The sequence below is a fragment of the Pseudofulvimonas gallinarii genome, from assembly GCF_004343305.1.
Taxonomy (GTDB): domain Bacteria; phylum Pseudomonadota; class Gammaproteobacteria; order Xanthomonadales; family UBA2363; genus Pseudofulvimonas; species Pseudofulvimonas gallinarii.
Genome location: NZ_SMAF01000001.1, coordinates 193,346 through 217,244, shown reverse-complemented (window position 1 = coordinate 217,244; position 23,899 = coordinate 193,346). Strand labels below are relative to the sequence as shown.

Annotated in this window: 21 protein-coding genes; 8 read left to right on the top strand and 13 right to left on the bottom strand. The window is 67.2% G+C overall.

The genetic code is table 11. The features are described from left to right. The first annotated feature begins 5 nt into the window (after window positions 1-5). The 4 genes from EDC25_RS01080 (at window position 6) to EDC25_RS01065 (ending at window position 2,836) form a co-directional block, all read left to right on the top strand. Window positions 6-482 (top strand): CYTH domain-containing protein, encoded by a 477-nt coding sequence (locus EDC25_RS01080; protein ID WP_123520698.1) that lies wholly within the window; start codon window positions 6-8, stop codon window positions 480-482. Next, complete coding sequence (nagZ, locus tag EDC25_RS01075; protein ID WP_123520699.1) at window positions 476-1,477, top strand: beta-N-acetylhexosaminidase; 1,002 nt, start codon at window positions 476-478, stop codon at window positions 1,475-1,477. The genes EDC25_RS01080 and nagZ overlap by 7 nt, the downstream gene beginning before the upstream one ends. Before the next feature lie 64 nt (window positions 1,478-1,541). After that, window positions 1,542-2,099: a hypoxanthine-guanine phosphoribosyltransferase gene (locus tag EDC25_RS01070; protein WP_123520708.1), complete on the top strand. Its 558-nt coding sequence runs from the start codon at window positions 1,542-1,544 to the stop codon at window positions 2,097-2,099. Continuing rightward, window positions 2,096-2,836 carry an S-methyl-5'-thioinosine phosphorylase gene (locus tag EDC25_RS01065; RefSeq protein WP_123520700.1) on the top strand — a complete coding sequence of 247 codons (741 nt, stop codon included), beginning with the start codon at window positions 2,096-2,098 and terminating at the stop codon, window positions 2,834-2,836. The genes EDC25_RS01070 and EDC25_RS01065 overlap by 4 nt, the downstream gene beginning before the upstream one ends. 43 nt (window positions 2,837-2,879) lie before the next feature. On the opposite strand, the gene EDC25_RS01060 is transcribed toward EDC25_RS01065, so the two are convergent. The 4 genes from EDC25_RS01060 to metG all read right to left on the bottom strand — a co-directional run bounded on the left by EDC25_RS01060 (window position 2,880) and on the right by metG (window position 11,239). Next, complete coding sequence (locus EDC25_RS01060) at window positions 2,880-4,451, bottom strand: 2Fe-2S iron-sulfur cluster-binding protein (protein WP_123520701.1); 1,572 nt, start codon at window positions 4,449-4,451, stop codon at window positions 2,880-2,882. 117 nt (window positions 4,452-4,568) lie between these two features. Further along, a complete protein-coding gene (locus tag EDC25_RS01055; protein ID WP_123520702.1) occupies window positions 4,569-6,713 on the bottom strand; it encodes a S9 family peptidase in 2,145 nt (714 codons plus the stop codon). A gap of 134 nt (window positions 6,714-6,847) precedes the next feature. Beyond that, window positions 6,848-8,887 carry a hypothetical protein gene (locus EDC25_RS01050; protein WP_123520703.1) on the bottom strand — a complete coding sequence of 680 codons (2,040 nt, stop codon included), beginning with the start codon at window positions 8,885-8,887 and terminating at the stop codon, window positions 6,848-6,850. Window positions 8,888-9,100: 213 nt separating this feature from the next. Continuing rightward, the gene (gene metG / locus EDC25_RS01045; protein ID WP_123521748.1) at window positions 9,101-11,239 is read right to left on the bottom strand and encodes a methionine--tRNA ligase; all 2,139 of its coding nucleotides are present in this window, start codon (window positions 11,237-11,239) and stop codon (window positions 9,101-9,103) included. A gap of 269 nt (window positions 11,240-11,508) precedes the next feature. On the opposite strand from metG, the gene apbC reads away from it, so the two are divergent. Then, window positions 11,509-12,588, top strand: a complete 1,080-nt coding sequence (gene apbC, locus EDC25_RS01040; protein WP_123521750.1) for an iron-sulfur cluster carrier protein ApbC — start codon at window positions 11,509-11,511, stop codon at window positions 12,586-12,588. 76 nt (window positions 12,589-12,664) lie between these two features. Here apbC and EDC25_RS01035 read toward each other — a convergent pair whose 3' ends face one another. Both EDC25_RS01035 and EDC25_RS01030 read right to left on the bottom strand, forming a co-directional pair. After that, on the bottom strand, window positions 12,665-14,365 hold the full coding sequence (locus EDC25_RS01035) for a M14 family zinc carboxypeptidase (protein WP_123521751.1): 1,701 nt from the start codon (window positions 14,363-14,365) through the stop codon (window positions 12,665-12,667). An 81-nt stretch (window positions 14,366-14,446) separates the two neighbouring features. Then, on the bottom strand, window positions 14,447-16,390 hold the full coding sequence (locus EDC25_RS01030) for a M14 family zinc carboxypeptidase (protein ID WP_123521752.1): 1,944 nt from the start codon (window positions 16,388-16,390) through the stop codon (window positions 14,447-14,449). Window positions 16,391-16,651: 261 nt separating this feature from the next. Between EDC25_RS01030 and dcd the strand changes: the two genes are divergently transcribed. After that, a complete protein-coding gene (dcd, locus tag EDC25_RS01025) occupies window positions 16,652-17,227 on the top strand; it encodes a dCTP deaminase (RefSeq protein WP_123521753.1) in 576 nt (191 codons plus the stop codon). Window positions 17,228-17,293: 66 nt separating this feature from the next. Here the strand turns inward: dcd and EDC25_RS01020 are convergent, their stop codons facing one another. The 4 genes from EDC25_RS01020 to EDC25_RS01005 form a co-directional block, all read right to left on the bottom strand. Next, on the bottom strand, window positions 17,294-17,734 hold the full coding sequence (locus EDC25_RS01020; RefSeq protein ID WP_377599374.1) for a hypothetical protein: 441 nt from the start codon (window positions 17,732-17,734) through the stop codon (window positions 17,294-17,296). Window positions 17,735-17,855: 121 nt separating this feature from the next. Continuing rightward, window positions 17,856-18,266 carry an HIT domain-containing protein gene (locus tag EDC25_RS01015; RefSeq protein WP_123521754.1) on the bottom strand — a complete coding sequence of 137 codons (411 nt, stop codon included), beginning with the start codon at window positions 18,264-18,266 and terminating at the stop codon, window positions 17,856-17,858. Continuing rightward, window positions 18,263-18,928, bottom strand: coding sequence for a dienelactone hydrolase family protein (locus tag EDC25_RS01010; RefSeq protein WP_123521755.1), 666 nt, complete (start codon window positions 18,926-18,928; stop codon window positions 18,263-18,265). Before EDC25_RS01010 ends, EDC25_RS01015 begins: the two co-directional genes overlap by 4 nt. Window positions 18,929-19,023: 95 nt before the next feature. Further along, window positions 19,024-19,212, bottom strand: a complete 189-nt coding sequence (locus EDC25_RS01005; protein WP_123521756.1) for a hypothetical protein — start codon at window positions 19,210-19,212, stop codon at window positions 19,024-19,026. Between the two features lie 362 nt (window positions 19,213-19,574). Here EDC25_RS01005 and rimO point away from each other — a divergent pair, with 362 nt between their 5' ends. After that, window positions 19,575-20,909, top strand: coding sequence for a 30S ribosomal protein S12 methylthiotransferase RimO (gene rimO / locus EDC25_RS01000; protein WP_123521757.1), 1,335 nt, complete (start codon window positions 19,575-19,577; stop codon window positions 20,907-20,909). Next, window positions 20,909-21,712, top strand: a complete 804-nt coding sequence (locus EDC25_RS00995; protein WP_123521758.1) for a DUF3025 domain-containing protein — start codon at window positions 20,909-20,911, stop codon at window positions 21,710-21,712. The genes rimO and EDC25_RS00995 overlap by 1 nt, the downstream gene beginning before the upstream one ends. Before the next feature lie 10 nt (window positions 21,713-21,722). On the opposite strand, the gene EDC25_RS00990 is transcribed toward EDC25_RS00995, so the two are convergent. Genes EDC25_RS00990 through EDC25_RS00980 form a run of 3 tightly spaced genes read right to left on the bottom strand, consistent with a single transcriptional unit; the run spans window position 21,723 to window position 23,836 of the window. Beyond that, entirely contained in the window at window positions 21,723-22,454 is a 732-nt protein-coding gene (locus tag EDC25_RS00990; RefSeq protein ID WP_123521759.1) for a hypothetical protein, read from the bottom strand. Window positions 22,455-22,508: 54 nt separating this feature from the next. Beyond that, window positions 22,509-23,399, bottom strand: coding sequence for an aromatic amino acid exporter YddG (yddG, locus tag EDC25_RS00985; protein WP_205984935.1), 891 nt, complete (start codon window positions 23,397-23,399; stop codon window positions 22,509-22,511). Next, the gene (locus tag EDC25_RS00980; RefSeq protein WP_123521921.1) at window positions 23,396-23,836 is read right to left on the bottom strand and encodes a YbjN domain-containing protein; all 441 of its coding nucleotides are present in this window, start codon (window positions 23,834-23,836) and stop codon (window positions 23,396-23,398) included. Before EDC25_RS00980 ends, yddG begins: the two co-directional genes overlap by 4 nt. Window positions 23,837-23,899: the final 63 nt, after the last annotated feature.

Sequence of the window (23,899 nt, the reverse complement as noted above, 5' to 3'; positions counted from 1 at the left end):
AAACGATGGCACTGGAAATCGAACGCAAGTTCCTGCTGGCCAACGGCCGCTGGCGCGACAGAGTCAGCCGCAGCACCCGCATCGCGCAGGGCTACCTCGGCGGTGACGCCTGTTCGGTCCGCGTGCGCATCGAGGACAAACAGGGATCGCTCAACATCAAGTCCAAGCAGCTCGGCGTCGTGCGGCAGGAGTTCGAATACGGCATTCCCCTGCAGGATGCCGAGGCGCTGCTTGAACTTGCCTGTGGCCAGGTGTTGCGCAAGCTGCGCCACTACATCGAGATGGAGGGGCACGTCTGGGAAATCGACGAGTTCGAAGGCGCGAACGCGGGGCTTGTCGTCGCCGAGATCGAACTGGAAGCCGTTGATGCCAGCTTCCCGCGGCCGGACTGGCTGGGCGAGGAGGTGACCGACGATGCGCTCTACTACAACGTCAACCTGATGCGCGAGCCGTACTCGCGCTGGAGTCGTGCCCCATGCTGATCGTCGGAATCGAAGGTCCGGAACTGACCGCCATAGAACGTTCCTGGCTGATGCACCCGTCCATCGCCGGGGTCATCCTGTTCGCGCGCAATATCGTCGATCGCGCGCAGAGCCAGGCGCTGATCGAGGACATCCGCGGGCTGCGCGAAGTGCCGCTGCTGGTGTGCGTGGACCAGGAAGGCGGTCCCGTGCAGCGCTTCCGCGAAGGCTTCGCCGCGCTGCCGCCGCTGTCGCGTCTGGGCGAGCTGTACGACCGCGATCGCGAGCAGGCACTGGCCCTGACCCGTGAGCATGCATGGCTGATGGCCAGCGAGATGCGCGCCATCGGCATCGACTTCAGCTGGGCACCGGTGCTCGACCTTGCGCGCGGCAATCGCGCCATCGGCGATCGCGCCTTCCATGCCGATCCGCAGGTCTGCGCGGAGCTGGGCGCAGCCTACATCGAAGCGATGAAGGCCGCAGGCATGCGTACCACCGGCAAGCATTTTCCCGGTCACGGCTCGGTCCTGGAAGACACCCATTTCAGCCAGGCGATCGACCGCCGGCCGCTGTCCGACCTGGCCGCCGCCGACCTGGTGCCGTTCCATGCGGCCATCGAGGCCGGCGTCGACGCGATGATGATGGCGCATGTCACCTACCCGGCGGTCGATGAAGCACCGGCCGGTTATTCCGACCACTGGATCCGCCACATCCTTCGCGACAGCATGGGTTTCGACGGCATCGTCGTCAGCGATGACATCGCCATGGTCGCGGCGGAAGGCGCCGGGGCCGTGGGCCGTCGCGTGCAGCTGCACCTGGATGCCGGCTGCGATGTCGTGCTGGTCTGCAAGCCGGAACTGGTCGAGGAAGCCATCGATGCGGTGCCATGGGACCATCTTGAAAGCACCGCCGACCGCCTGGCAGCGCTTGCCGGTCGCGGCGACCTGACGTGGTCGTCGCTGCTTGCCGATCCGCGCCATGCGCAGGCGATGGCCGCTCTGGATGCGCTGGCCTGAGCCGTTGCAGCGCGCCGGCCATATTGAGGCGCCCCGGACGGGCGCGACGTGACAGGAGATGCCGATGACAACCAACCAGACGTTTTCCGCCGTGTTGGCCGAAGCCGACCTGCTCCATGATGGCAACGCGCTGGACGCGGCCATCCGCGACATGGCCACGCGCATCGATGCCGACTATTCGCAGATGGAGCGACCGGTGTTCCTGACCGTGATGCACGGCGGCCTGTTCTTTGCCGCACGCCTGGCCCTCTGCTGCCACACAGATTTCGAATTCGACTACGTGCACGCGACGCGCTATCGCGGTACAGCCGGCGGCGGGCTGAACTGGATCAAGGAGCCGGGAATTCCGCTGGCGGGGCGCCACGTGCTGCTGGCGGATGACATCCTCGACGAGGGCCCGACGCTGCTGGCGATCCTTGAACACTGTCGCGTCCAGGGCGCGGCGTCCGTGCGCATCGCCGTGCTCGCCGACAAACTGCACGACCGCCGCGCCGAGGGCATCAGCGCCCACTATGTCGGCGTCACCGTGCCGGACCGCTATGTCTTCGGCTATGGCATGGACTGGCACGGCCACGGCCGCAATCTCGACGGCATCTACGCGATGGCGGAGGTGGAGGCATGAGCGACATCGCACTGGCCGTGATCGGCGGGACCGGCGTCTACAAGCTGGCCGAACTGGAAGGAATTGAACGGCGCCTGGTGGACACGCCTTTCGGCGCGCCCAGCGATGCCGTCGTCGATGGCTGGCTCAACGGCCGCCGTGTGCTGTTCCTGGCACGGCACGGCGAAGGCCATGCGCTGTGCCCGCACGAAATCAACTACCGCGCCAATCTCTGGGCACTGAAGTCGCTGGGCGCAAAGTCGGTACTGGCGATCAACTCGGTCGGCGGGATCAGCGACAACATGGGGCCGAAGGTGCTGGCAGTTCCGGACCAGATCATCGACTACACCTGGGGTCGCGCGCACACCTGTTTCGGTGCTGGCGGCACCGTCGAGCACGTCGACATGGGGGAACCCTACGACGCGGCGCTGCGCGCGCGCATTCTCGCAGCCGCCGCAGCCGCGGGCGTGGCGATGGTTGACGGGGGCTGCTATGGCGCCACCCAGGGCCCGCGTCTGGAAACGGCCGCGGAGATCCGGCGCCTGCACCGCGACGGCTGCGATCTCGTTGGCATGACCGGCATGCCCGAGGCCGGGCTGGCGCGCGAACTGGGATTGGCCTACGCCTGCATCGCCGTAGTCGCGAACTGGGCGGCGGGACGCGGTGATGCCGCCGAGATCACGCTGGAGGAAGTGCTGGCGAACATGGCCGAGGCCACGGCGCAGCTGCCGGCGGTGCTGGCCGCGATGCTGGGCTGACGGACAACCCGACGATCGCGGCCGCCTCCACGGCGGCCGGGCATCAGTCCGGCATTACCTCGGCGATTTCCTCGTCGGTCAATTGCGCACACGTCCGGCAGTGCAGGGTGCCCAGCCGCTCGTGGTAGCGCGCCGGTGAACCGGCGGGAATCTCCTGGTGGCAACCATCGCAGACCGTGTCGAGGTCGAGGCGTTCGACCGACTGCGTGCGCAGGGGAATGTCTACGCCCTTGACCCGCATCGGCACCGCTTCCGCCTTGACGATGGACGTCCGGAAACGCTCGTGCAGCGCGAGGAAGCGGCGGACCAGGTGCGGTGCCAGTCCATGTTCGCGCAGAACCTCTTCGAACATCGCTTCGCGGTAATCGAACAGCTCGTCCGAGATCACCATCCAGTGGTGCGCGTTGTAGGGATTGAGGCCGAAATATTCACGCCGCCCCGAGATCAGGTCGGCGAGGAAACCGTACTGCTTCGCCGCGACCTGCTGCGGCAGCATGCCGTGGAAGAAGGGCGACAGGCGGGCGTCCTGGAACAGCCGCTGGTAGAAGTCGGTCAACACCGCGGTCAGGCCGGGACCGTTGCCGAGCGCGGCCCACAGTTCGGGATCGGCCGGGATGGCATCGACGCGGCTGGCGTCGTCCTGCACGTTGCCGTGGGCAAAGTCGAAGGGGTCGACGTGGATGGCGTCGCGTCGCGCGCCGGCGACGATGGCCATGACCCGCGCCTGTTCGACCATGGCGGGCAGGCCGCAGAGGAAGATTTCGGCATCCTGCAGGTCGGGAAGGCCAGTGAAGGCATGCTCGACGATGCGACCCTGGCGTACGCATCCGCGGGCTTCCTCGCGGCTGAGGCATGGTACGTAGGTGAAGTTGGCATGTTCGCGTGCGAGCTCGCACAGGACTTCATGCAGATACAGATCGGACTGGCGACGGCCGCCGTGGAAGAGCGTGACCGGTGCCGTGTGGCCCGCGGACAGCGCGGCGCGCGCAATCGCCATGAGCGCGCCGGCGCCGGTGCCCGTACCGAGCAGGAGCAGCGGCCGACCCTGCATGCGCGGGTCGTAGAAGCAGTCGCCGTAGGGGCCGCGCAATGACAGCGTGGTACCGCTGTCGGCGTGATCGAACAGCCAGCCGCTCATCGCGCCACCGTCGACGCGGCGCACATGGATGCGCAGGAAGAAGTCCTCACCCGGCAGGGTGGTGATGGAGTAGGGCCGGGACAGTCCGTCCGGTCCGGCGATGTGGATGTGCTGGCCGGCCTCGTACGCCACTTCGCCCATCGGGGCGATATCCAGCTCGAGGGTGTCGTCGGCAAGCAGGCGTCGTCCGATGACTTCGGCCGGCTTTGCCAGCGCATCCAGATCGGGCGGGCCGACGACGACCCGCTCCTTCGGCCGGCTGACGCAGGGCAGGAAATGTCCGCTTCCGCTCAGCGCCGGATCGATGTCGCGCGAACTCTCGACCGAGCCACTGACCAGCCGGCACATGCAGGTATGGCAGCTGCCTTTGCCGCAGGAATAGTTGATGTTGACGCCCTGGCGGAGCAGCGCGCGCAGGATGGTTTCGCCTTCGCGGACGCTGTATTCACGGCCTTCGTATTCAACCGGATGCGACATGCCGAACGTGCTCGTCAAACAGATGGACGGTATCCTGCCCGACGTGCGGGCAGGGGTGGTTGATCCGGATCAGCGGATCAGCGGATCAGCGGATCAGCGGATCAGCGGATCAGCGGATCAGCGGATCAGCGGATCAGCGGATGAGGGTGCGGGCGTGGTGGTGGCTTCGTCAAGCAGCCAGCGCGCCAGCCAGTCTCCGACTTCCTGGTAGAAGTAGCGGCTGTTCTCGCCCTTCAGGATCCAGTGGTTCTCGTCGGGGAAGACGACCAGCCGGCTCTCGACGCGCTGCCGCTGCAGTGCCGCCCAGTATTCCAGGCCGTTGTTGATCGGCACGCGGAAGTCCTTCTCGCCGTAGGTCACCAGTGTCGGCGTGCGGAAGTTGGCTGCCAGGCGGATCGGGTTCTGCGTGCGCCAGACTTCGCCTTGTTCCCACACCGGGCCGCCCATCGACGCTTCCCGCGACCAGGCGATGTCGCTGGTGCCCCACTGCGCTTCCAGGTTCACCAGGCCGGCATGGCTGACCAGGCAGCGATAGCGGTCGGTCGTACCCTGCAGCCAGTTGGCCAGGTGCCCGCCATAGCTGGCACCGCCGGCGCACTGGCGTTCGCCGTCGATGAAGTCATGGCGCGCGATGGCGGCGTCGGCAGCCGTGTTGATGTCGTCGGCCGGACCGCGCAGCGGATCACCCATGATCGCCTGTGCGAAGGCCTCGCCCTGGTTGGTCGATCCGCGGAAGTTGGTCAGCAGGACGACATGCCCGCGCGCGGCCAGCAGGTGGTAGTTCCAGCGCAGCACCCACTGGTCCCGCCACTGCATGTGCGGACCACCGTGCATCAGTACGAACAGCGGATATTTCTTCGACGGATCGAAGCCTGGGGGACGTACCAGCATGCTGTGGATGCGGTGGCCGTCGTTGTCGTGCCAGAAATGCTCGACCGGCATCAGGTCGAGGCCGGCAAGTCGTTCTGCGGTGAACTGCGTCAGGCGAATGAAACGGTTGCGGCCGGCGTCGAAGCGCGCGACTTCCGGTGGCGTGACCGCACTGTCGAAAAGGCCCGCCAGCATCGGCGAGTCGCCCTGCGCGACGCCGGTCAGCGCGAGATAGCCACCCGAATCCGGGCGCGCGTACTCGCGCGGTTCACCGCGGCCGGTCGTCGCTTCCAGGATGTGCTCCTGGCCATCGACACTGACGCTGAACCATACGCGATCACCACGCTGGTTGACCACATAGCTGCCGATCGCACGCCTTTCCGGCGCCTCGATTCGCGCCACCTCCGCCATCGACGGCCAGTCGAAGGCGACAAGGCGGGCGGCGTTGTAAACCTGGGCGGTTCGTGGCGACACCATGGCGAACAGGCGGCGACCGTCGCCACTGAAGGTCACCGATCCATGGCTGTCCGCGGCGTCGTCGGCATCGGTGCCGGTCAGGCGGCGTGGTTCGCCGCCGGAGAGCGCCACCTGCCAGAGGTCGTTGTGGGTGAAAGACCAGGCACTGCGGTCGCGGTTGCGGCTGGCACTGAACACGATGGACTGACCATCCGGCGCCCAGACTGCCTGGATTTCCTCGCGTCCCATGCCGCCGGTGCCGGCGAAGCCGGGCAGCGTCGACAACTGCGTGCCGGCCAGCAGGTCGCGCGCCTCGCCGCCATCGACCAGGTCGTGCACGAAGACGCGCACCTGCGTGTCCTCGCGCCAGCGATCCCAGTCGCGGATGGGAAAGCCGGTATAGACCATGGCGCTGTGCTTGCGTTCCTTGCGTTCCTTGACCAGCGCGCGCCGGCTTTCCTCGTTGGTGGAACCGGCCGGGACGTTGCTGATGAAGAGCAGATGGCGGCCATCCGGCGAGAATGACGGTGCCCGGGCACCGGTGACGATGTCGGTCACGCGTCGCGCTTCGCCGCCATCGAGATCGAGGACGTAGACCTGGGCGGTTTCGTCGTCGCCACGCTTGGCAACGAAGGCGAGTCGCCTGCCGTCGCGACTCCACGCCAGTCCTGATTCGCCACCACGGTCGAAGGTGATCTGGCGTGGCGGCGTGCGACCGTCGCTGGCCACCAGCCAGATGTCGGTGCGCGACCTGTCAGCGTCGTACTCGGGCAGGGTGACGGTGAAAGCGAGCTGGCGACCGTCCGGGCTGGGTACCGGCGCGGCGACGCGTGGCATCCGCCACAGGTCTTCGTGGGTGATCGTGCGGGCGGAAGCGGGTTCCGCTGCCGATGCGGCCAGTGCACAGGCCAGAAGCGACGCGACCAGTCGGATCATGGACTACCTCGGCGAAAATGGAACTTCGCATGGTATCCGCTGCCGACGGCCCCCCGTCAGCCGGAGCGTCCAGATGTCGTCCAATTGCGCCGTCCGGAGCCGGACGGGGTGTCCGGGCCCGGTGCGGTGTGCGCTCAGGGCTGCAGCTGCAGCGAGTTCGTGGCGCCGGTCAGGTCGCGTCGCAGGGTGATCCAGACCTGCTGCGAACCTGCACGCAGCGACGGCAGCCAGTCCTGATCACGCACCAGCACCTGGCCATTGAGACGCAGCGTGGTCGGCAAGGCGCCGGTGTAGTTGCCGATGATCAGCAGCGGGTTGCGCAGCGTGCCTGCCCCGACGGCGATGTTGGCGGTCAGCTGGTTGCCGCTGGCGTTGAACCGCAGCGCGCCGTACACCGGGTCATAACCCGAGGGCGTGTACGTGCGCACCGTTGCATCGTTGACGCCGCTGGGCCCGCTGGCGACGACCGAGCCCGTGGTCGCCGTCAGGGCGAGGCCCTGGCTCGCCTCGACCTGGCTGACCTGGGCGCCGACCGGATCGGCGCTGTGCGTGCCCAGCACGATGTAGGTCGAGTAGTTCTTCTTCGGCCAGCCGGATGCCGTGCCGAGATAGCCGTGCGTATCGTAGGTCTGCCCGCCAAGGAAGCCGAAGTTCGTGCCCCAGGCCAGGCGCGTGCTGTTCGTGGCCTGGTCGGGATTGAACGGGTAGATTGAATAGTTGATCGACTGGAACGGCCAGTTGTAGTCGCAGGGCATGCGGTGGTTCGGACTGGCGCAGGCATTGCCCGCCGCACTGGTGGTGTTCCAGCGCGTGGTGCCCCAATAGCCGCCGGCGTCCTGCTGGGTGATGGTCTGTGTTGCCACCGTGCCCATCGTCGCATCGACCGCCGAGGTCCACAGCTTCACGTAGGGCACCGTGTTCGGCTGGTTCCAGGTCCAGTGGCTGTTGAAGGTGAAGGGCGCCGTCGTGGTCGCGAAGCGGTAGCGGTCGCCCCAGCCGACACCGGCGATCGTGCTGGCGGTGGCGAAGCTGGTGGCGCCGTCGAACAGCAGTTCGCCGTAGGGCGCGCGGGCGTCGTCCTCGAGGCGGTTGACCGGAATGGCGGACATGTCCCAGGTGATCGACCACAGCGGATGGTCGCGCCCGTTGGCGATCAGCCAGTCGATGGTCACTGGCAGGTTGTACTGCTGGGCGGGTGCATTGCGCGTGCAGTAGCGCGGGTAGGCCTGCGTGAAGCGCAGGATCGCGTGGTGGCGTCCTTCGAAGACCCGCTGGAACTGGCCGGGAGTGAAGTGGCCCAGCGACGAGCTGTCACCGCCACCGGTGCAATGATCGTGGCTCTGCGGGTGCGCGACGACGTAGCCGAAGCCGCCGGCGCCGGTGGCCGGTGCACGCACGTGACGCTGTCCCTGCGGCGTCTGGTAGCGGAATTCGCGCAGTTCACCACCGCGACTGCCGCCAGCCGCCGTGCCGCCATTGTTGTGCGCGAGCACGGCGGAACGGGTCAGTCCGCCGCTGTCCTTCCATTCGAAGCGGTCGCCGGTGATGCCGTCGATGGCGACATCGCGGGTGATGACCAGGCCGCTCGCGCCGGCGCCTTCGAAGCCATTGGCGAAGATCGGGTCGGGCCCACCTTCTCCGCGCAGGGCGAGGGTATCCAGATACACGACCTGGGGTGCCGCCGGCGCATTGCCACTGGCGTCGGTGATGTTGATGCGGTTGAAGCTGCCGTTGAAGTTCAGCGGCGGATCGGTGAAACGGATCGTGGCCAGCCGGTACTGTCCGGCGGCGATCGAGCCGCCGCCTACGAAGCCGGCCAGGTTGGCCTGTGCGACCAGGGTGGCGTCCTGCTGCAGAGACACCTGCAGCTGTTCGCCACCCGCCGTGCCGCGTACCCAGAGGCGCAGCTCCGGCCATTGCGCCGTGGTCAGTGCCGCGCCAGGCCAGTGGAACGAGACGCCCTGCCAGGAATGGGCGCGGAAATGGATCGCATGCGTGCCGCTGTGTACGGCTGCGGTCGATGACAGGTTCAGGTCGCCCGGCGGATCCACCCAGGACCAGTCCAGGAATCCGTTCTGCAAGGCGTCGTCGTAGATGACCAGCGTCGGCTGCGCCTGAGTCGTACCCGCCCCGAAGGCGAACGCCAGCGTTGCCAGCAGGACCTTGGACTTCATCAGGCACGCTCCCGTTCCGTTGCTTGATCCGGGATACGGAAAATCGGAGCGGGAAGCGACATCACCGGCGGCGGATCGGCCGGCGACATCGACTGGCTGTCTGGTCCGGGTGAAAGCTGGCATCCGGCGTCCAGCGGGCGCCGGTTCAAGGTCCCGCCGGCGGCTCCGGCGGTTCGCCGCGCGTCGGCCGCGGCGCGTGTGCGGCGGTGGGGCTCAGCGCACCGGGGCGCCCGGGCGGGCACCCGCGTCGGCGTCGAGAAGGAACAGGTCTGCACCGCCGTCACCGGCGGACAGGATCATGCCTTCGCTCAGGCCGAAGCGCATCTTGCGCGGCGCCAGGTTGGCAATGAACACGACATTGCGGCCGACCAGCTTTTCCGGTTCCGGATACGCGGCCTTGATGCCCGAGAAGATCTGCCGCTGGCCGAGGTCGCCGGCATCGAGCACGAAGCGCAGCAGCTTCTCGGCGCCTTCGACGTGTTCGCAGACGACGACCTTGCCGATGCGCAGGTCCAGCTTCGCGAAGTCGTCGATGCCGACGTATTCGGGCTGCGTGGTTGCCGGCATTTCCGCTTTTCCGACAGCGGCCGGGGTGGTGGTCGCCGCGGACGTGGGTGGCGTCGCTTCCGTCGTGGTCAGGGTTTCCTTGCTGTTTTCGATCATGGTGGCAATCTGGGCTGGGTCGATTCGGGTGAGCAGGGGTTCGTAGGCATTGACGGTGTGCCGGCTCAGGACCGGCAGGCCGTGGGCACCCGCCCGCGGTTGCGCCAGCGAGCACATCGCGTCACGCGTATAGCCACGGATGTCCTCGTTGAAGAACGCGGCGATCCGCTCCGCGGTGCGCGGCAGGATCGGACGAAGGGCGATGGCCAGCAGGCGGAACATGTTCAGGGCGACGAACAGCGTTTCGTGCAATGACTCGCGCTGCGCGGGATCCTTGGCCTGCTTCCACGGTTCGCGCGTTGCGATGTATTCGTTCGCGTAGTCGGCCGCGCCCATGACGCTGCGGATCGCGCCGGCGAAGTCACCCGTCTCGTAGTCGTTCCAGACAGGTTCGACGAGCGCGGCGACCCGGGTGAACGGCTGCAAGGCCTGAGCGCCGGGCGCATCTCCCAGCCGGTTGTCGAAGTGCGTGGCCAGCAGCTTCGCGCAGCGGCTGGCGATGTTGACGAACTTGCCGACCAGGTCGGCGTTCACGCGCGCTGCGAAGTCTTCCAGGTTGAGGTCGAGGTCGTCGACGCCGCCGGAGGATTTCGCGGCGTAGTAGTAGCGCAGGTATTCCGGATTCAGCCCGGCATCGAGAAACGTGCGCGCCTGCACGAAGGTGCCGCGCGACTTCGACATCTTCGCGCCGTTGACGGTGAGGTAGCCGTTGACATGCAGGCGGTCGGGCAGGCGGATGCCGTTGCCCTTGAGCACGGCCGGCCAGAACAGGCCATGGAAGTTGACGATGTCCTTGCCGATGAAATGGTGCAGCTCGGCATTGCCGGATTCGGCCAGCAGGGCATCGAGTGTCCTTTCGTCCAGGCCGGGCTCGCGGCCGGAGCGCGCCAGTGCGAGCAGGCTCGAGAAGTAGCCGATCGGCGCGTCCAGCCAGACATAGAAATACTTGCCGGGCCGGCCGGGAATCTCGAAGCCGAAATAGGGTGCGTCGCGGGAGATGTCCCAGTCGCGCAGGCCGCCGTCGGAGTCGATCCATTCACGCAGCTTGGCCTTGACACCGGGCACGGCAACCTCGCCCTGCAACCACTCGCGCAGCACTTCGGTGAAATCCCCGAGCTTGAAGAAGAAGTGCTCGGACTGCCGCAGCTCCGGTGTCGCGCCCGAGACCACCGAGCGCGCGTTCTTCAACTCGGTCGGCGAGTAGGTGGCGCCACAGTTCTCGCAGTTGTCGCCGTACTGCTCCGGGGTGCCGCACTTCGGGCATTCGCCCTTGACGTAGCGGTCCGGCAGGAACATCGATTTCGCCGGGTCGTACAGCTGCTCGATGCTGCGCCGGGCGATATGCCCGCGCTTTTCCAGCGCCGCGTAGAAGCGCTCGGTCAATTCGCGGTTCTCGCTGGAATGCGTGCTGTGGTACCAGTCGAACGCGACCAGGAAGTCGCGGAAGTCGCGCTCCTGGCTGGCCTGCATTGTGGAGACGAAGTCCTCGGGGGCGATTCCGGCCTTTTCCGCGGCCAGCATGATCGGCGTGCCATGGGCGTCCGTGGCGCAGACGAAATGGGCGGTATCGCCGGCCATGCGCCGCGCGCGCACCCAGATGTCGGCCTGGATGTAACCGACCAGGTGGCCAAGGTGCAGGTGGCCGTTGCCGTAGGGCAGGGCGGAAGTGACGAGCAGCGTTCGGGACATGGACAGGAACTCGGGACCGGACGCGCATTATCCCACGGCGTGCACGACGCAGTGGACCGGCACCGGCTCGCGACTTGCGCTGGCGCCACTGAATGCGCTGACGCTTCCGCGCACCCGTCCGATGCCGGGGCAGGCCCCCCCGGTCGGTGCGCAGTGCCGCGAAGGCGTTTCCAGCGCGATGGCCGTAGGCTGCGCTGCCGCATTCAGCGGCCGGAGCGGCCGCGGCACGCGGGCCGGGTAGAATTGCGCTTCACGCAGGAGAAAGCGGAATGGCTGCATACCAGGACCAGGTCCGGACGGTTTTGTCCGATGTCGTCGATCCGGACACGGGAACCGATCTGGTCGGATCCGGCGCCTTCCGCGGCGCGGCGCAGACGGCCGAGGGCGCTGTCATCGACCTGGTGCTCGGCTATCCTGGTCGCAGCGGGCACGACGGACTACGCGCGCAGGTGCAGGCTGCCCTTGCCGCCGCGGGCCTCGGCCCTGCCACCATCAGCATCGACCAGCGCATCGTCGCCCATGTCGTGAAGGACGGGCTGACACCGTTGCCGGAAGTGAAGAACATCATCGCCGTGGCTTCGGGCAAGGGCGGCGTCGGCAAGTCCACGACGGCCGTCAACCTGGCACTGGCCCTGGCAGCGGAGGGCGCGAACGTCGGTGTGCTGGATGCCGACATCTACGGACCCAGCGTCCCGCGCATGCTGGGCGTCAGCGGTCGCCCGCACAGCCACGACAACAAGCACTTCCAGCCGATGATCGGCCACGGCTTGCAGTGCATGTCGATCGGTTTCATGGTCGACGAGGAAACGCCGATGATCTGGCGCGGCCCGATGGTCACCCAGGCCATGCAGCAGATGCTCAACCAGACCGCCTGGTCGAACCTGGATTACCTGGTCGTCGATCTGCCGCCAGGTACCGGCGACATCCAGCTGTCGCTGTCACAGAAGGTGCCGGTGTCCGGCGCGATCATCGTCACCACGCCGCAGGACATCGCACTGCTGGATGCACGGCGCGCCGTGGCGATGTTCGCCAAGGTGGACATCCCGGTGCTGGGCGTGGTCGAGAACATGAGCACGCACCGCTGTTCGAACTGCGGCCATGTCGAACCGGTTTTTGGTGAAGGCGGCGGCGCGCGCATGGCCGAGGAACAGCATGTGCCGCTGCTCGGCCAGTTGCCGCTGGCGCTGGCGATCCGCGAACAGGCCGATGGCGGTCGCCCGACCGTGGTCGCGGCGCCGGATTCGGACGAGGCGGCGATCTATCGCCGGATCGCCCGCGGTGCCGCCGGCCGCCTCAGCCTGCGCGCCCGCAACAAGACCATGGGCCTGCCGAAGGTCTCGATCGAATAGCGCGCATTCCTGGCTGCCGGAGGCGGCCGGTCTGGCCCACCGCGGGGAATCGTGGTGCGCGGAGTCCTGCTCCGGATCACGGTGAACCCGGCGGCGGTTCGAATCCATCCGCGAACAGGCGGTCCGGGTCAGCCTTGATTTCCAGGAACACCGCCGAGGGTGCGCCGGCGTGTCCATCCGCATCCGTGCCCTGGACGTAAAGCAGGTGTCGGCCCACGGGCAGCGCGGCCGTGTCGAGATCCAGGTGGACGGATTCCATGCTCGCGTCGAAGTTGCCGTCCGTCGCCAGCATCGGCATTCCGGTGGCGCCGGGCTGCCAGGGCAGCCTGTCCACGTACAGGTGCGCCGCGGCGACATTCTGGATGGCCAGCGCGCTGCCGGATCCACCCTCGTTCCGGTACCGGCCGTCGTTCACGGTGGCACTGATGCGTACCGTTTCACCCTGCACGGCTTTGTCGTTGCTCGCGGCGACGTTGTAGCTGTCGGGACCCCACGGCAGGCGATAGGGCGCGTGCAGGCTGCGCGCGGCGTAGTCCAGTGCGGCGAGATTGTCCGGCAGGATGGTGCTCTGGAAGGTGTTGCAGTTTTCGAAGAAAGCCGTTCCCAGTTCGAAGGTCAGCGCGGGAACGCCCCGCTCGCCATAGGCGAAGTCCACCGTCGTGCCGTAGGTCGGGTACAGGGCGACAGACTGTTGCGGCGTGTAGTTGTTGAACCAGGCCAGGCGCCGGCCGAGGTGGCGGAACGCCATTTCATTGCCGCTCTGTACGGATACGCCCCAGGGCCACAGCACCAGGCCGGTGTAGCTGTGCATGTCCAGGAACAGTCCGCTGGTATCCGGATCAGCCGCGGCGGTCAGGTCGGTTCCGGGCCGCGTGTCCGGGAATATGTCCAGTACGTAATCGCGAATGGCCTGTGTTTCCGGTTCCGACGCGGCACCGACGCCGGGATACACGGCGCTGCATTGCTGCGGGCCGGTGCCGCCCGGTTGCCAGTTGAACGGGAAGTTGCGGTTGAGATCGACGCCCGGGTGCGAGTTGCCGTCCGGGTTGCCGTTCATCTGCGGGCAGTGGTTGATGTTCTCGTTCTTTCGCCACAGTACCGCCTGCTCGGCACGCTTGCGGCCGTCGGGATTCGAATGCAGCAGCAGGTGGAACTCGAAGTTGTCGAGCAGCCAGGTGGCGTTCGCATCGCTGCCGTAGCCTGCGAGCATGCGCTCGGCAAAGCGTGTCATGAGCTCGGCGGGCGTGTACTCGCGCGCATGCACCGAGGACATGGCGAACATCGCCGGTTTTTTTCCGGTCGCCTCCCGGTTGCCCAGTCGAAGGACGCGCAGCGGATAACCCTGGCCGGGATCCTGTACGCGGCGCCAGCTGTCGCCGATGTCGATCGAACTGGCCAGCACCGGGTAATGGGCGACCATCGTGTCGATGCTGGCGAACGTCTCCTCGACCGTGCGGTAGCAGGCGTAGCCGGGAATGGCCCGCAGTCCATCGACACCGTGCTCGATGAAAGCCTGGTAGGCCGCGGTCGCATCGGCGTCGACCTGCCATCCGATGCCGAGGCGGCGCAGGCGGTCGCGGCCCAGTACATCGGTTTCGACCATCGCTATGCCGGTCGTCTCGTCGTAGCCGATGTGACCGAACAGGTCACCGAGCTGGTGGCGAAGGCCGGCATCGGCGGCATGGATGCGAACGATCTGATGCTGTTCCGACGCCGTCACGACACTGGAAACGGCGAGGGCAAGGCAGGCCAGGACGGCACGAGGACTCGGTATCATCGGTCTCCAACGGATGGATGGTCGATCGAACGGGACGGCTTGGCCCGCGTCCCACACGCAGGCCTCGTCGCCATTATGCGTTCAATCGGTGTGGAACCCGTCAGCGAAGATCACGTCGGAGGTCGGGACCAGCGGGAAGTCGAGATTCACGGTTTCTTCGGGGGCCAGGGTGACGGTCCGCGCAGGGACGGACAGGTAGCCTTCGGCGCTCACCGTCACCGACATGCTGCCCGGTTCAATCAGGAAGCTGTAGTCGCCATCCTCGCTGATCACGATTTCATCGCCCGCCTGCACCCGTGCGCCGTCGATGCCGTCGCCGGTGACCCGGTCGGTGATCCGCCCGACAAGCACCGCCTGCGCTGGCGCGGGCTCCTTGATCTCGATGAACACGGCAGCCGGCGGGCCATATTCGCCCCCGGCGTCATGGCCCTGCACGAAGACCAGGTGGCGGCCCGGCGCAAGCGCCGTGGTGTCGATGTCGACCCACACCTGTTCGCTGGTGCCGTCGAAGTGGCCGTCACCGGGCAGCATCGGCTGGCCCACGGCACCGGATTCCCACGGCAGCTGGTCGATGTAGTAGCGCGCGCCGGCGATGACATGGTGTGGCCGGGCCGTGGTCGGCGCCGGCGTGGATTGCTGCTGGTTCCGGTAGCGGCTGTCGTCGACCCGGGCGGTCAGGCGCACCGGTTCGCCGGCAACGACGGTATCCGCGTCCACTGAAAGGTCATAGGCGTCCGGGCCGGCTGGAAGGCGGTAGGGCGCGTGCAGTGTGCGCGCCGCGTAGCGCAGCGCCTGCAGATTCTTCGGCGCGGTGTTGTTCTGGAATGTCGTGCAGTTCTCGAAAAACGCGACGCCCAGTTCAATGGTGTACGAGGGCACGCCCATTTCACCGTAGGCGAAATCGTCGGTGGTGCCGCGGGTCGGATAGAGGCCGACCGCCTGCTGCGGCTCGTAGCCGTTGAACCACGCCATGCGCATTCCCAGCGTGGCCAGTGCATCGGCGTTGCCTGACGGCGCCGTGCTGTGGCCCCAGGGCCACAGCACCAGCTGTGAATAGCTGTGGATGTCCAGGAACAGGCCCTGGGTATCGGGATCGGCGGGAATGGAGGGGTCTTCGGGATTGCCGGGGCGGGTGTCGGGGAAAATGCTGCGGACGTATTCGATGACCGCCTGCGTTTCCGGTTCCGAGGCGGCGCCGGGACCGCGATAGGTTTCCGAGCAGGCCGACGTGCTCGAACCGCCGTTGTTGTAGTTCCAGAACACCGGGAAATTGCGGTTGAGGTCGATACCGGGCCGCGTGCCGCTGCCGCAGTAGTCGAGGTTCTCGTTCTTGCGCCAGGAATTGCCGGCTTCAGCCCGTTTGCGCCCGTCCGGATTCGCCTGCAGAAGGAAATGGAACTCGTTGTGGTCGAGCAGCCAGGTTGCGTCCGGATCGACGCCGTAGCCGGCGAGCAGCTCCTCGGCGTAGCGCGTCATCAGTTCCGCAGGCGTGTATTCGCGTGCATGCACCGAACTCATCACGAACATCTTCGGCTTGGTGCCGCCGGTCGTGGAATTGGTGAGCTTCAGCACCACCAGGTCGTAGCCCTGCGCGCCGTTGCGGGTGCGGCGCCAGCTGTCGCCGATGTCGATGGCGCTGGCCAGCAGCGGGTAGTTATCCACCAGGCTGTCGACGGTCTGCTGCGTTTCCTCGACCGTGCGGTAGCAGGCGTAGCCCGGAATCGCCCGCTGCGCCTGCAGCGGCAGCAGGCTGCGTTGCAACGACTGCGTGGCCTCGTCGTCGACCGCGAAGCGGAAGCGCTGCGCCGCCAGCCAGGCGCGGTCCTCGCCGTCCGCTTCCACGCGCACATCGCCGGATCTCGGATCGCGGAGGATGTGTCCGAACCGCTGGCCCAGCGCCTGCACCACGGCGGGCGGGGGCGAGTTGATCACGACGACCTCATGGTCCGAGGTGGCGGAAGGCGCATGGGCGAACGCCGGCAGGCCGGCAAGGCAGCCGAACAGGAAAGCGAGGATGCGGATCATGGCGGGTGCGGAATCAGGTGAGACGGGTGAGCGGCCGCAGGTCGTAGCCCGCGGATCTTATGCCGGTACGGACGCTCCCCATCCACGATGACGCCCGGGCGGGCGGCACGCGGGGGGTTGCACCGGTGGCCGACGTGGGCACCGACGCTAGCACGGTGGCGAAGGCAATTCTGGACGCGTCCCGGCGCCATCGTTCGATCGGCTTGGGGCGAGGCCGGGCATGCTGCTAACCTTGCCCTCCCTCGAGGACCGCCGACCGTCATGACCATCAAATCCGACCGCTGGATCCGCCGCATGGCCGAAGAGAAAGGGATGATCGAGCCCTTCGAGGCCGGGCAGGTACGCATGCGCGAGGACGGGCACCGGATGATTTCCTACGGCACGTCCAGCTACGGCTACGACGTGCGCTGCGCTGACGAGTTCAAGATCTTCACAAACATCAATTCGACCATCGTCGATCCAAAGGATTTCGACGCCCGGAATTTCGTCGACTTCCGCGGCGACGTCTGCATCATCCCGCCGAATTCCTTCGCCCTGGCGCGCACGGTCGAGTATTTCCGTATTCCGCGCGACACGCTGGTGGTCTGCCTGGGCAAGAGCACCTATGCCCGCTGCGGCATCATCGTCAACGTCACGCCGCTGGAACCGGAATGGGAAGGGCACGTGACGCTGGAGTTCTCGAACACCACGCCGCTGCCGGCGCGCATCTATGCCAACGAAGGCGTGGCGCAGATGCTGTTCTTCCAGTCCGCGCCCGATGATGTCTGCGAGACTTCCTACGGCGACCGCGGCGGCAAGTACCAGGGGCAGCGCGGCGTCACCCTGCCGCGCACCTGAGCCACCGATCCCGGGGCAGACGGTTCGCTGCCGGCCGGAGGGCCTGTACGGTGCCCGGGAGCGCGCTCAGCGCGCGCGCTCGATGCTGAACTTGCCGAAGGCGACGCCCAGGTCCCAGCCGCGGCCGGTGCCACTCAGTGCCAGCGACACTTCGCCCTTGGTCACGACCTGGCCCTTGGCCGAACGCACCGCGCCGGCGTGGGCTTCGGCGCTGACGTAGCTGCCGAGCACCTCGCTGATGTCACGCACGCCCGAGAACTCGCCGCGGCCGTCCTCGATGGAGGAGCGGCCGAAGGTGATGCCACCTCCCTTTGCACTCAGGCGCACGCTCATGCGCTGCCCGTTGTTGCAGGTCACGGTGCCGTGGCCCGAGGCCGTCTTGAAGAAGGCGGACCAGCCACTCATCTCGAAGCGCATCTGGCAGTCGTATTGCTGCGCCAGTGCGGTGCCGGTGGAGGAGGCGAGCAGCAGGGCGACAGGCAGGCAGAAACGCTGGGCAATGCGCATGGAGGTACTCCATCGTGATTCGGATGTGCCGATTCTGACGTCGATCCACGGGCAAGAAAACCGCCGCCGCAGGGGACGGTTCAGGCTGGGCGGGAGAGCGAACGTGAGCCTTGTGCGCCGTTCAGGCCGACAGCGCACGCGCCAGTTCGACCAGCTGTTCCGACAGCTGCTCCGGTGAATACGGTACCGCCGTGCCCTTGCCCCAGACCGGCCGCGGCCAGGCGTAGTCGTCCTTGTGCCGTGCGATGACGTGGATGTGCAGCTGCGGCACCATGTTGCCCAGCGCGGCGACATTGAGCTTCTCGCAGCGGTACAGGCGCTGCAGGACGCGTCCGGCGCGGTTGACCTCCTTGAGCAGCGCCAGCTGGTCGTCGGCCGACAGGTCCATCAGCTCGCGCAGGAATGGTTGCCGAGGCACCAGGATCAGCCAGGGCCAGCGCGTATCGTCCATGAGACGCACCGAACACAGCGCCAGTTCGCAGACTGGATGCGTATCGGCAAGCAGTTGCGGATGAAGCAGGAAGTCGCTCACGGCCTCAGCGTCCTGTGCAGGAAGTCCAGTGTGCGGCGTCCGGCAAGCGCGGCGCTGGCCGGGTCATGGTCGGCGCGCTGGTCGCAATTGAACCCGTGGCCGGCAGGATAGACATGGATTTCGGCCTCGGGCAGCGCCTGGCGGTGCAGGTCGACGTGCCCAGGCGGGATGATCGGATCGCGCTCGCCGAAATGCATCAGCAGCGGCGCCTTCGGGCGTTCACCGAGGAACGGGACCGTACGCCCGCCGTAATAACTCGCGGCCGGCATGCCGTGGCGCGTGTTGGCAAGGAAGGAAACGGTTCCGCCCCAGCAGAACCCGATCGCGGCGATCCGGCCCGCCGACGCGATCGCTTCGGCGGCGCTGACCACCGCTTCGAGCGCGCGCTCGAAACCGACAGCGGCGGCGAGGGCGCGACCGCGCTCCACGCCGGGCTCGTCATAGCCCAGCTCGACGTCCGCTTCGACGTGGTCGAACACTGCCGGGGCGATCGCCGCGAAGCCCAGCGATGCGTAATGCTCGACGAGGCTGCGGATGTGCGCGTTGACACCGAAGATCTCCTGCACGATCACCACGCCGCCGACGGGGGCGCCGGCCGGTCGCGCCAGCCAGGCGCCGATGCACTGCATGCCCTGGGTGGGAATCTGGATACGTTCGCCCATGTCGGCTCCACCGGATACCTGCATGATCATACGCAGTCCTGGCCCGGCGACGTATCGACGCGCCGGGCCGGCGGGGCGGCCCGGCGCAGGCCGGTTCAGAAAGAGCCGGCCACGGTCCGTTCGCGCTCGCGGCCGTCCTCCAGCGCCAACCCCGGGACACGTCCCGCCGCGTCCTGGCGCCAGGCGAGCGGCTCGGCCAGCGAACGGGTCGTCCCGCCGTCGACGGCGACGTTTCTTCCGCCGGCTGTCCACCTGGGCAGCGCGGCGGCGATATCGGGCGCCACGCACACCTGATCCAGCCGTCGATCTTGTGGATCAGCGCCAGCCCGCGGCGGTCGTGGCAAACGGCCGGCCAGAATCCAGCGTGGGTGCAAGCTGCAGGCAGGCGCTGGGGTCGTCGATCAACTGCATGGAAACGCGTCGGGACGGCCAGGGCGGGACTGCCCGCGGCCCGACGCGGCGGTATTGCGGCGGCGGCGGGCGGTAGCGGCGCAGGCTACGACCTTGTTCGCAATCCGCAACGGCCGGAAGTCCTGGGTGTCCGAAACGCCTGTTCCGCTCCTTGGAAAGCCCGGGTTCTGCCGCGGCACGGCCCTCATGGAGGCAGGCGGCTATAATCCGCGGCCTTCTTTCCCGGCCCATCTCCATGTCCACCAGCCAGCCCAAAGTCGGTTTCGTCAGCCTTGGCTGTCCGAAGGCGCTCGTCGATTCCGAGCGCATCCTCACCCAGCTGAAGGTCGAGGGATATGATGTCGTCGGCACCTACGACGATGCCGATGTCGTGGTGGTCAATACCTGTGGCTTCATCGAGGCGGCCGTGACCGAATCGCTGGATGCGATCGGGGAAGCGATTTCGGAGAACGGCAAGGTGATCGTCACCGGCTGCCTCGGCAAGCGCGCCGACCTCATCCGCGAGGCGCACCCGGGCGTGCTCTCGATCAGCGGCCCGCAGGACTACGCCAGCGTGCTGACCGCCGTGCACGAGGCGCTGCCGCCGCGGCACGACCCGTTCACCAGCCTGGTGCCGGGTACCGGCATCAAGCTGACGCCGAAGCACTACGCCTACCTGAAGATATCCGAAGGCTGCAACCATCGCTGCAGCTTCTGCATCATTCCGTCGATGCGCGGCGACCTGGTGTCGCGCCCGGTCGACGATGTGCTGCGCGAGGCCGAACGGCTTGTCCGCGGCGGCGTGCGCGAGCTGCTGGTGATTTCGCAGGACACCAGCGCCTATGGCGTCGACCTGCGCTACGCCGAACGCGAATGGCGCGGCCGTGCCTGGCGTACGCGCATGACGGAACTGTGCGAAGGCCTGTCGGAACTGGGTGTCTGGACCCGCCTGCATTACGTCTATCCCTATCCGCACGTCGACGAGGTGATCCCGCTGATGACCGCGGGGCGTCTGCTGCCTTACCTCGACATTCCATTCCAGCACGCAAGCCCGCGCGTCCTCCGCCTGATGAAGCGGCCTGGCAATGTCGAGCGCGTGCTCGACCGCGTCAAGGCGTGGCGCGCGGCCTGTCCGGAGCTGACCATCCGCTCCACCTTCATCGTCGGATTTCCCGGCGAAACGGAAGCGGAGTTCGAGGAACTGCTGGATTTCCTCGACGAGGCGCAGCTCGACCGCGTCGGCGCCTTCGCCTATTCACCGATCGACGGCGCGGCGGCGAATGATCTTCCCGGCGCGCTGCCGGATGAGGTGCGCGAGGAGCGGCTGGCGCGTTTCATGGAGCACCAGGCCGCGATCAGTGCCGCGCGCCTGGAACGCAAGATCGGTACCGTGCAGAAGGTGATCGTCGATGTCGCCGAAGACGACCTGGCCACTGCGCGCTCGATGGCCGATGCGCCGGAGATCGACGGCGTGGTCCATGTGCAGCAGGTGGAGGGCGTCAAGCCCGGCGACATCATCGACGTGGTGATCGAAGCCTGCGACGAGCATGACCTGTTCGCGCGGCCGCTTGGCGTGTCCGCCGACGACTGATGCGCTTCGTCGCGCCGTTGCGCGGGACGGTGGATTCCGCCTGTTTCGACCATCCGGCCTTCGCCGCTTACGCGCGACATCTGGACCTGCTGCGAGCGGAACACTGGCCGGCGCTGGATGAACTCGACCGGCGCATGGGCGCCGTCGATCCGGGCATCCGCTTTGTACGCCAGGATGCGGCACTGCTTGCCGATGGCCATCACTACGAAACGCGCATTGCCGCGACAGGACGTGTGGCGACGCGTCCCGACAACTGGCACGACCTGCTGAACGCGCTGGTTTGGATGGAGTATCCAGCCCTGAAGCGCGCCCTCAACGCCCGCCAGGTGGCCGATATCGGCATCGTCGGCCGGCGCGAAAGGACGCGCGGACAATGCGCGCTGACGCACTTCGACGAAGCCGGTATCGTCGTCGTGATGCCTGACGCGTCGCTGCTGCCTGCCTGGGACCGGCACGACTGGTCGACGCTGTTCCTCGACGGTGGCAGCGCCTGGCGGCACCGCATCCACATCCACGTTTTCGGTCACGCGCTGCTGGAACACGCGCTGTACCCGCAGCCCTGGCTGGTCGGCAAGGCAATGGTCGTCCTCGGCGACGATCCGTGGCGCGCGCGGGATACGCTGGTGAGCGCGATCCGCAGCGGCCAGGTGCTGAACGATCCCCTGGAGCTGCGTCCGCTGCCGCTGGCCGGCGTGCCGGGCTGGCATCCGCGCGCGGGAACCGTCGACTTCTATCACGACGCGCCCTGTTTCCAGCCGGTGCGCGAAGGGCGCCGCTATCCGCCACCCTTGCCGGTGACGTGAACCGCGCTGCTCAGGGCGGCGGAATGCAGCCCGGAAGATCGTCGCGACATTCGAAATCGTGTGCGGCAACGAGCTCGCCGTACAGCACGGTACCGAAGGCTCGATACGTCGGACGCATCGGTGACAGCGGCGACCAGAACGGCTCCGGCGGAACGTGGCTGTAGCCCTCGAATACCGGCCGTTCCGTCGACCCCTCCGCTTCGGTGTCGTTGCAGTTGAAGAATTGCCGGTTGACGAAGGGCTGCCATTCCACGCCGACATGGATCCGGCCGGACAGCGCGCGCAGTTCCGGTGGCAGATCGACCGGGTACATGGCGACGCCGTCTTTCAGGAACTCGGGGATGGCTTCCGCCCGGGCACTGGTGCGGCCCAGTTCGGTGCCCGGGAAACCGGGTTCGCCCTTGGCACCGACCCCGTCGTCGGCGAAGAACACGACGTCGAAGTCCAGGTCCGTCCCGTTGTTGAACGGGCCCCGCGTCCAGCACAGGCAGACCCGCGTCGGCTGGAAACCTGCGGGAATGTCGAGCGCCATGACGTAGGCACCGACCTGGACCGCATTGGCGTAGCCGGTCGCGCCTTCGAAACTGCCGTCGTCATTGCGCAGGCCGCCCTGGCAGTTCGGTGGTGCGAGTACCTGGCCACCGCGACGATCGGGGGCATCCAGGAAACGGAGCACGTCGTCGGCGGCGGCCGGAGCGCACAGCAGGCCCAGCGCCAGGCCAAGTACGGCAGAGCTTTTCATCGCCAATGTCCTCCCGTCACCGGAGCCCTACCTTAGCGCAGGTGGGCACGGCGATCAGCGCCGCGGCGCACGGACGTTGGCGGTCCCCAGCAGTCCGCCCGTGATGATGAGCAGGCAGGCCACCGCCTGGCTCCAGTGCGGTGTCGCGGCACCGGCGATCAGCAGCCAAAGCGTCGAAAGCAGGGGCGTTGCGTAGGCGAGGTTGCCCAGCACCGGCAGGCTGCCGCGCTTGGTGCCGATATCCCACAGCCAGAAGGCGATGCCCACCGGCCCCAGTCCCATCGCGAGGACGATGGCGGCGGTGCGCACATCCCATGCGATCCCGTTTTCCAGGACGACGTGGCAGATCGCGCCGAGGACGGACACGACCAGGCAGGGTCCGGCGATGGTGGCGGAAGGCACCTGGGCGAAACGGCGGTTGAGCACCGAATAAATGCCCCAGGTGACGGCCGCACCGAGGGCGGCGAGGTAGCCCGGCAAATGCGCCGGATCGATGCCGATGCGGGCACCGCCGGTGACGATCAGGATCGCGCCGGCCAGTCCCGTCAGCACGCCCAGCCATTGCCGGCCGGCGACGCGCTGGCGCAGCAGCAGCGCCGCGAACACCACGATCAACAGGGGCCAGAGGTAGTTGATCAGGTTGGCCTGCACCACCGGCGCCGACTTGAGCGCGATGAAGTACAGCGCGTGATAGCCGAACAGCGAAGCGGTCGTAAGCAGGAACGCCTGCGGCGGCTGTCTCAATGCCTGCAGGCCGGCGCCGCCGGGACGCACCAGCAGGGCCAGGCCGAGCAGGCCGCCGATACCGAAGCCCAGCGCAAGCAGCAGGAACGGCGGCATGCCGGCGGTGCCGAGCGTCAGCACCGCCAGCGTCGACCACAGGCAGATGGCGGCGAAGCCGGCCAGCGTTGCGCGGCCGGCTGGAGCAGGACCTTCCGCGGTCACAGCACCGCGCGGAGGAAGTGGACCATCAGCTGGTTGTAGGTGCGGAAGTAGTCGACCACACGTGCTTCGGTGACGCCGCCCTCCAGATCCAGGTCCGCTTCCAGCACCGGATCGCCGTCGCGGTCGAGATAGGCGCGACCGAAGCGCTTCTCGGTGTCGAACTGGTTGACCGTCTCGTGGGTGGCCTTTGTGCCCGCCAGCGCGAAGCGCATCGAGAGGTTCTTGCCCTTGTAGGTGCCGACCAGGATGAGGACGCGATATCCCTGCATGTTCACCAGGACATCTTCGTCGGCGTCGATTTCCGCGCCGACGAAGCCGGCCTGCCCCAGCAGGTCGACGACGCGCTGGGCGGAAATGGTTTCGATGACGTCGGCGGCGCGCGCCGGCGTGGCGGACAGGCCGAAGACAAGGAGGAGGGACAACAGCAATGCGCGCATGAGCGACTCCAATTGTGGGCCGCGACCTTCGCCGCCCGGTGCGGCATTGTTGCCGACTGCCGG

What these genes read in the sequence shown, in the direction of transcription:
- EDC25_RS01080 (WP_123520698.1), top strand. Translation starts at nt 6, where the DNA reads ATGGCACTGGAAATCGAACGCAAGTTCCTGCTGGCCAACGGCCGCTGG.
- nagZ (WP_123520699.1), top strand. Translation starts at nt 476, where the DNA reads ATGCTGATCGTCGGAATCGAAGGTCCGGAACTGACCGCCATAGAACGT.
- EDC25_RS01070 (WP_123520708.1), top strand. Translation starts at nt 1,542, where the DNA reads ATGACAACCAACCAGACGTTTTCCGCCGTGTTGGCCGAAGCCGACCTG.
- EDC25_RS01065 (WP_123520700.1), top strand. Translation starts at nt 2,096, where the DNA reads ATGAGCGACATCGCACTGGCCGTGATCGGCGGGACCGGCGTCTACAAG.
- EDC25_RS01060 (WP_123520701.1), bottom strand. Translation starts at nt 4,451, where the DNA reads ATGTCGCATCCGGTTGAATACGAAGGCCGTGAATACAGCGTCCGCGAA.
- EDC25_RS01055 (WP_123520702.1), bottom strand. Translation starts at nt 6,713, where the DNA reads ATGATCCGACTGGTCGCGTCGCTTCTGGCCTGTGCACTGGCCGCATCG.
- EDC25_RS01050 (WP_123520703.1), bottom strand. Translation starts at nt 8,887, where the DNA reads ATGAAGTCCAAGGTCCTGCTGGCAACGCTGGCGTTCGCCTTCGGGGCG.
- metG (WP_123521748.1), bottom strand. Translation starts at nt 11,239, where the DNA reads ATGTCCCGAACGCTGCTCGTCACTTCCGCCCTGCCCTACGGCAACGGC.
- apbC (WP_123521750.1), top strand. Translation starts at nt 11,509, where the DNA reads ATGGCTGCATACCAGGACCAGGTCCGGACGGTTTTGTCCGATGTCGTC.
- EDC25_RS01035 (WP_123521751.1), bottom strand. Translation starts at nt 14,365, where the DNA reads ATGATACCGAGTCCTCGTGCCGTCCTGGCCTGCCTTGCCCTCGCCGTT.
- EDC25_RS01030 (WP_123521752.1), bottom strand. Translation starts at nt 16,390, where the DNA reads ATGATCCGCATCCTCGCTTTCCTGTTCGGCTGCCTTGCCGGCCTGCCG.
- dcd (WP_123521753.1), top strand. Translation starts at nt 16,652, where the DNA reads ATGACCATCAAATCCGACCGCTGGATCCGCCGCATGGCCGAAGAGAAA.
- EDC25_RS01020 (WP_377599374.1), bottom strand. Translation starts at nt 17,734, where the DNA reads ATGCGCATTGCCCAGCGTTTCTGCCTGCCTGTCGCCCTGCTGCTCGCC.
- EDC25_RS01010 (WP_123521755.1), bottom strand. Translation starts at nt 18,928, where the DNA reads ATGGGCGAACGTATCCAGATTCCCACCCAGGGCATGCAGTGCATCGGC.
- rimO (WP_123521757.1), top strand. Translation starts at nt 19,575, where the DNA reads ATGTCCACCAGCCAGCCCAAAGTCGGTTTCGTCAGCCTTGGCTGTCCG.
- EDC25_RS00995 (WP_123521758.1), top strand. Translation starts at nt 20,909, where the DNA reads ATGCGCTTCGTCGCGCCGTTGCGCGGGACGGTGGATTCCGCCTGTTTC.
- EDC25_RS00990 (WP_123521759.1), bottom strand. Translation starts at nt 22,454, where the DNA reads ATGAAAAGCTCTGCCGTACTTGGCCTGGCGCTGGGCCTGCTGTGCGCT.
- EDC25_RS00980 (WP_123521921.1), bottom strand. Translation starts at nt 23,836, where the DNA reads ATGCGCGCATTGCTGTTGTCCCTCCTCCTTGTCTTCGGCCTGTCCGCC.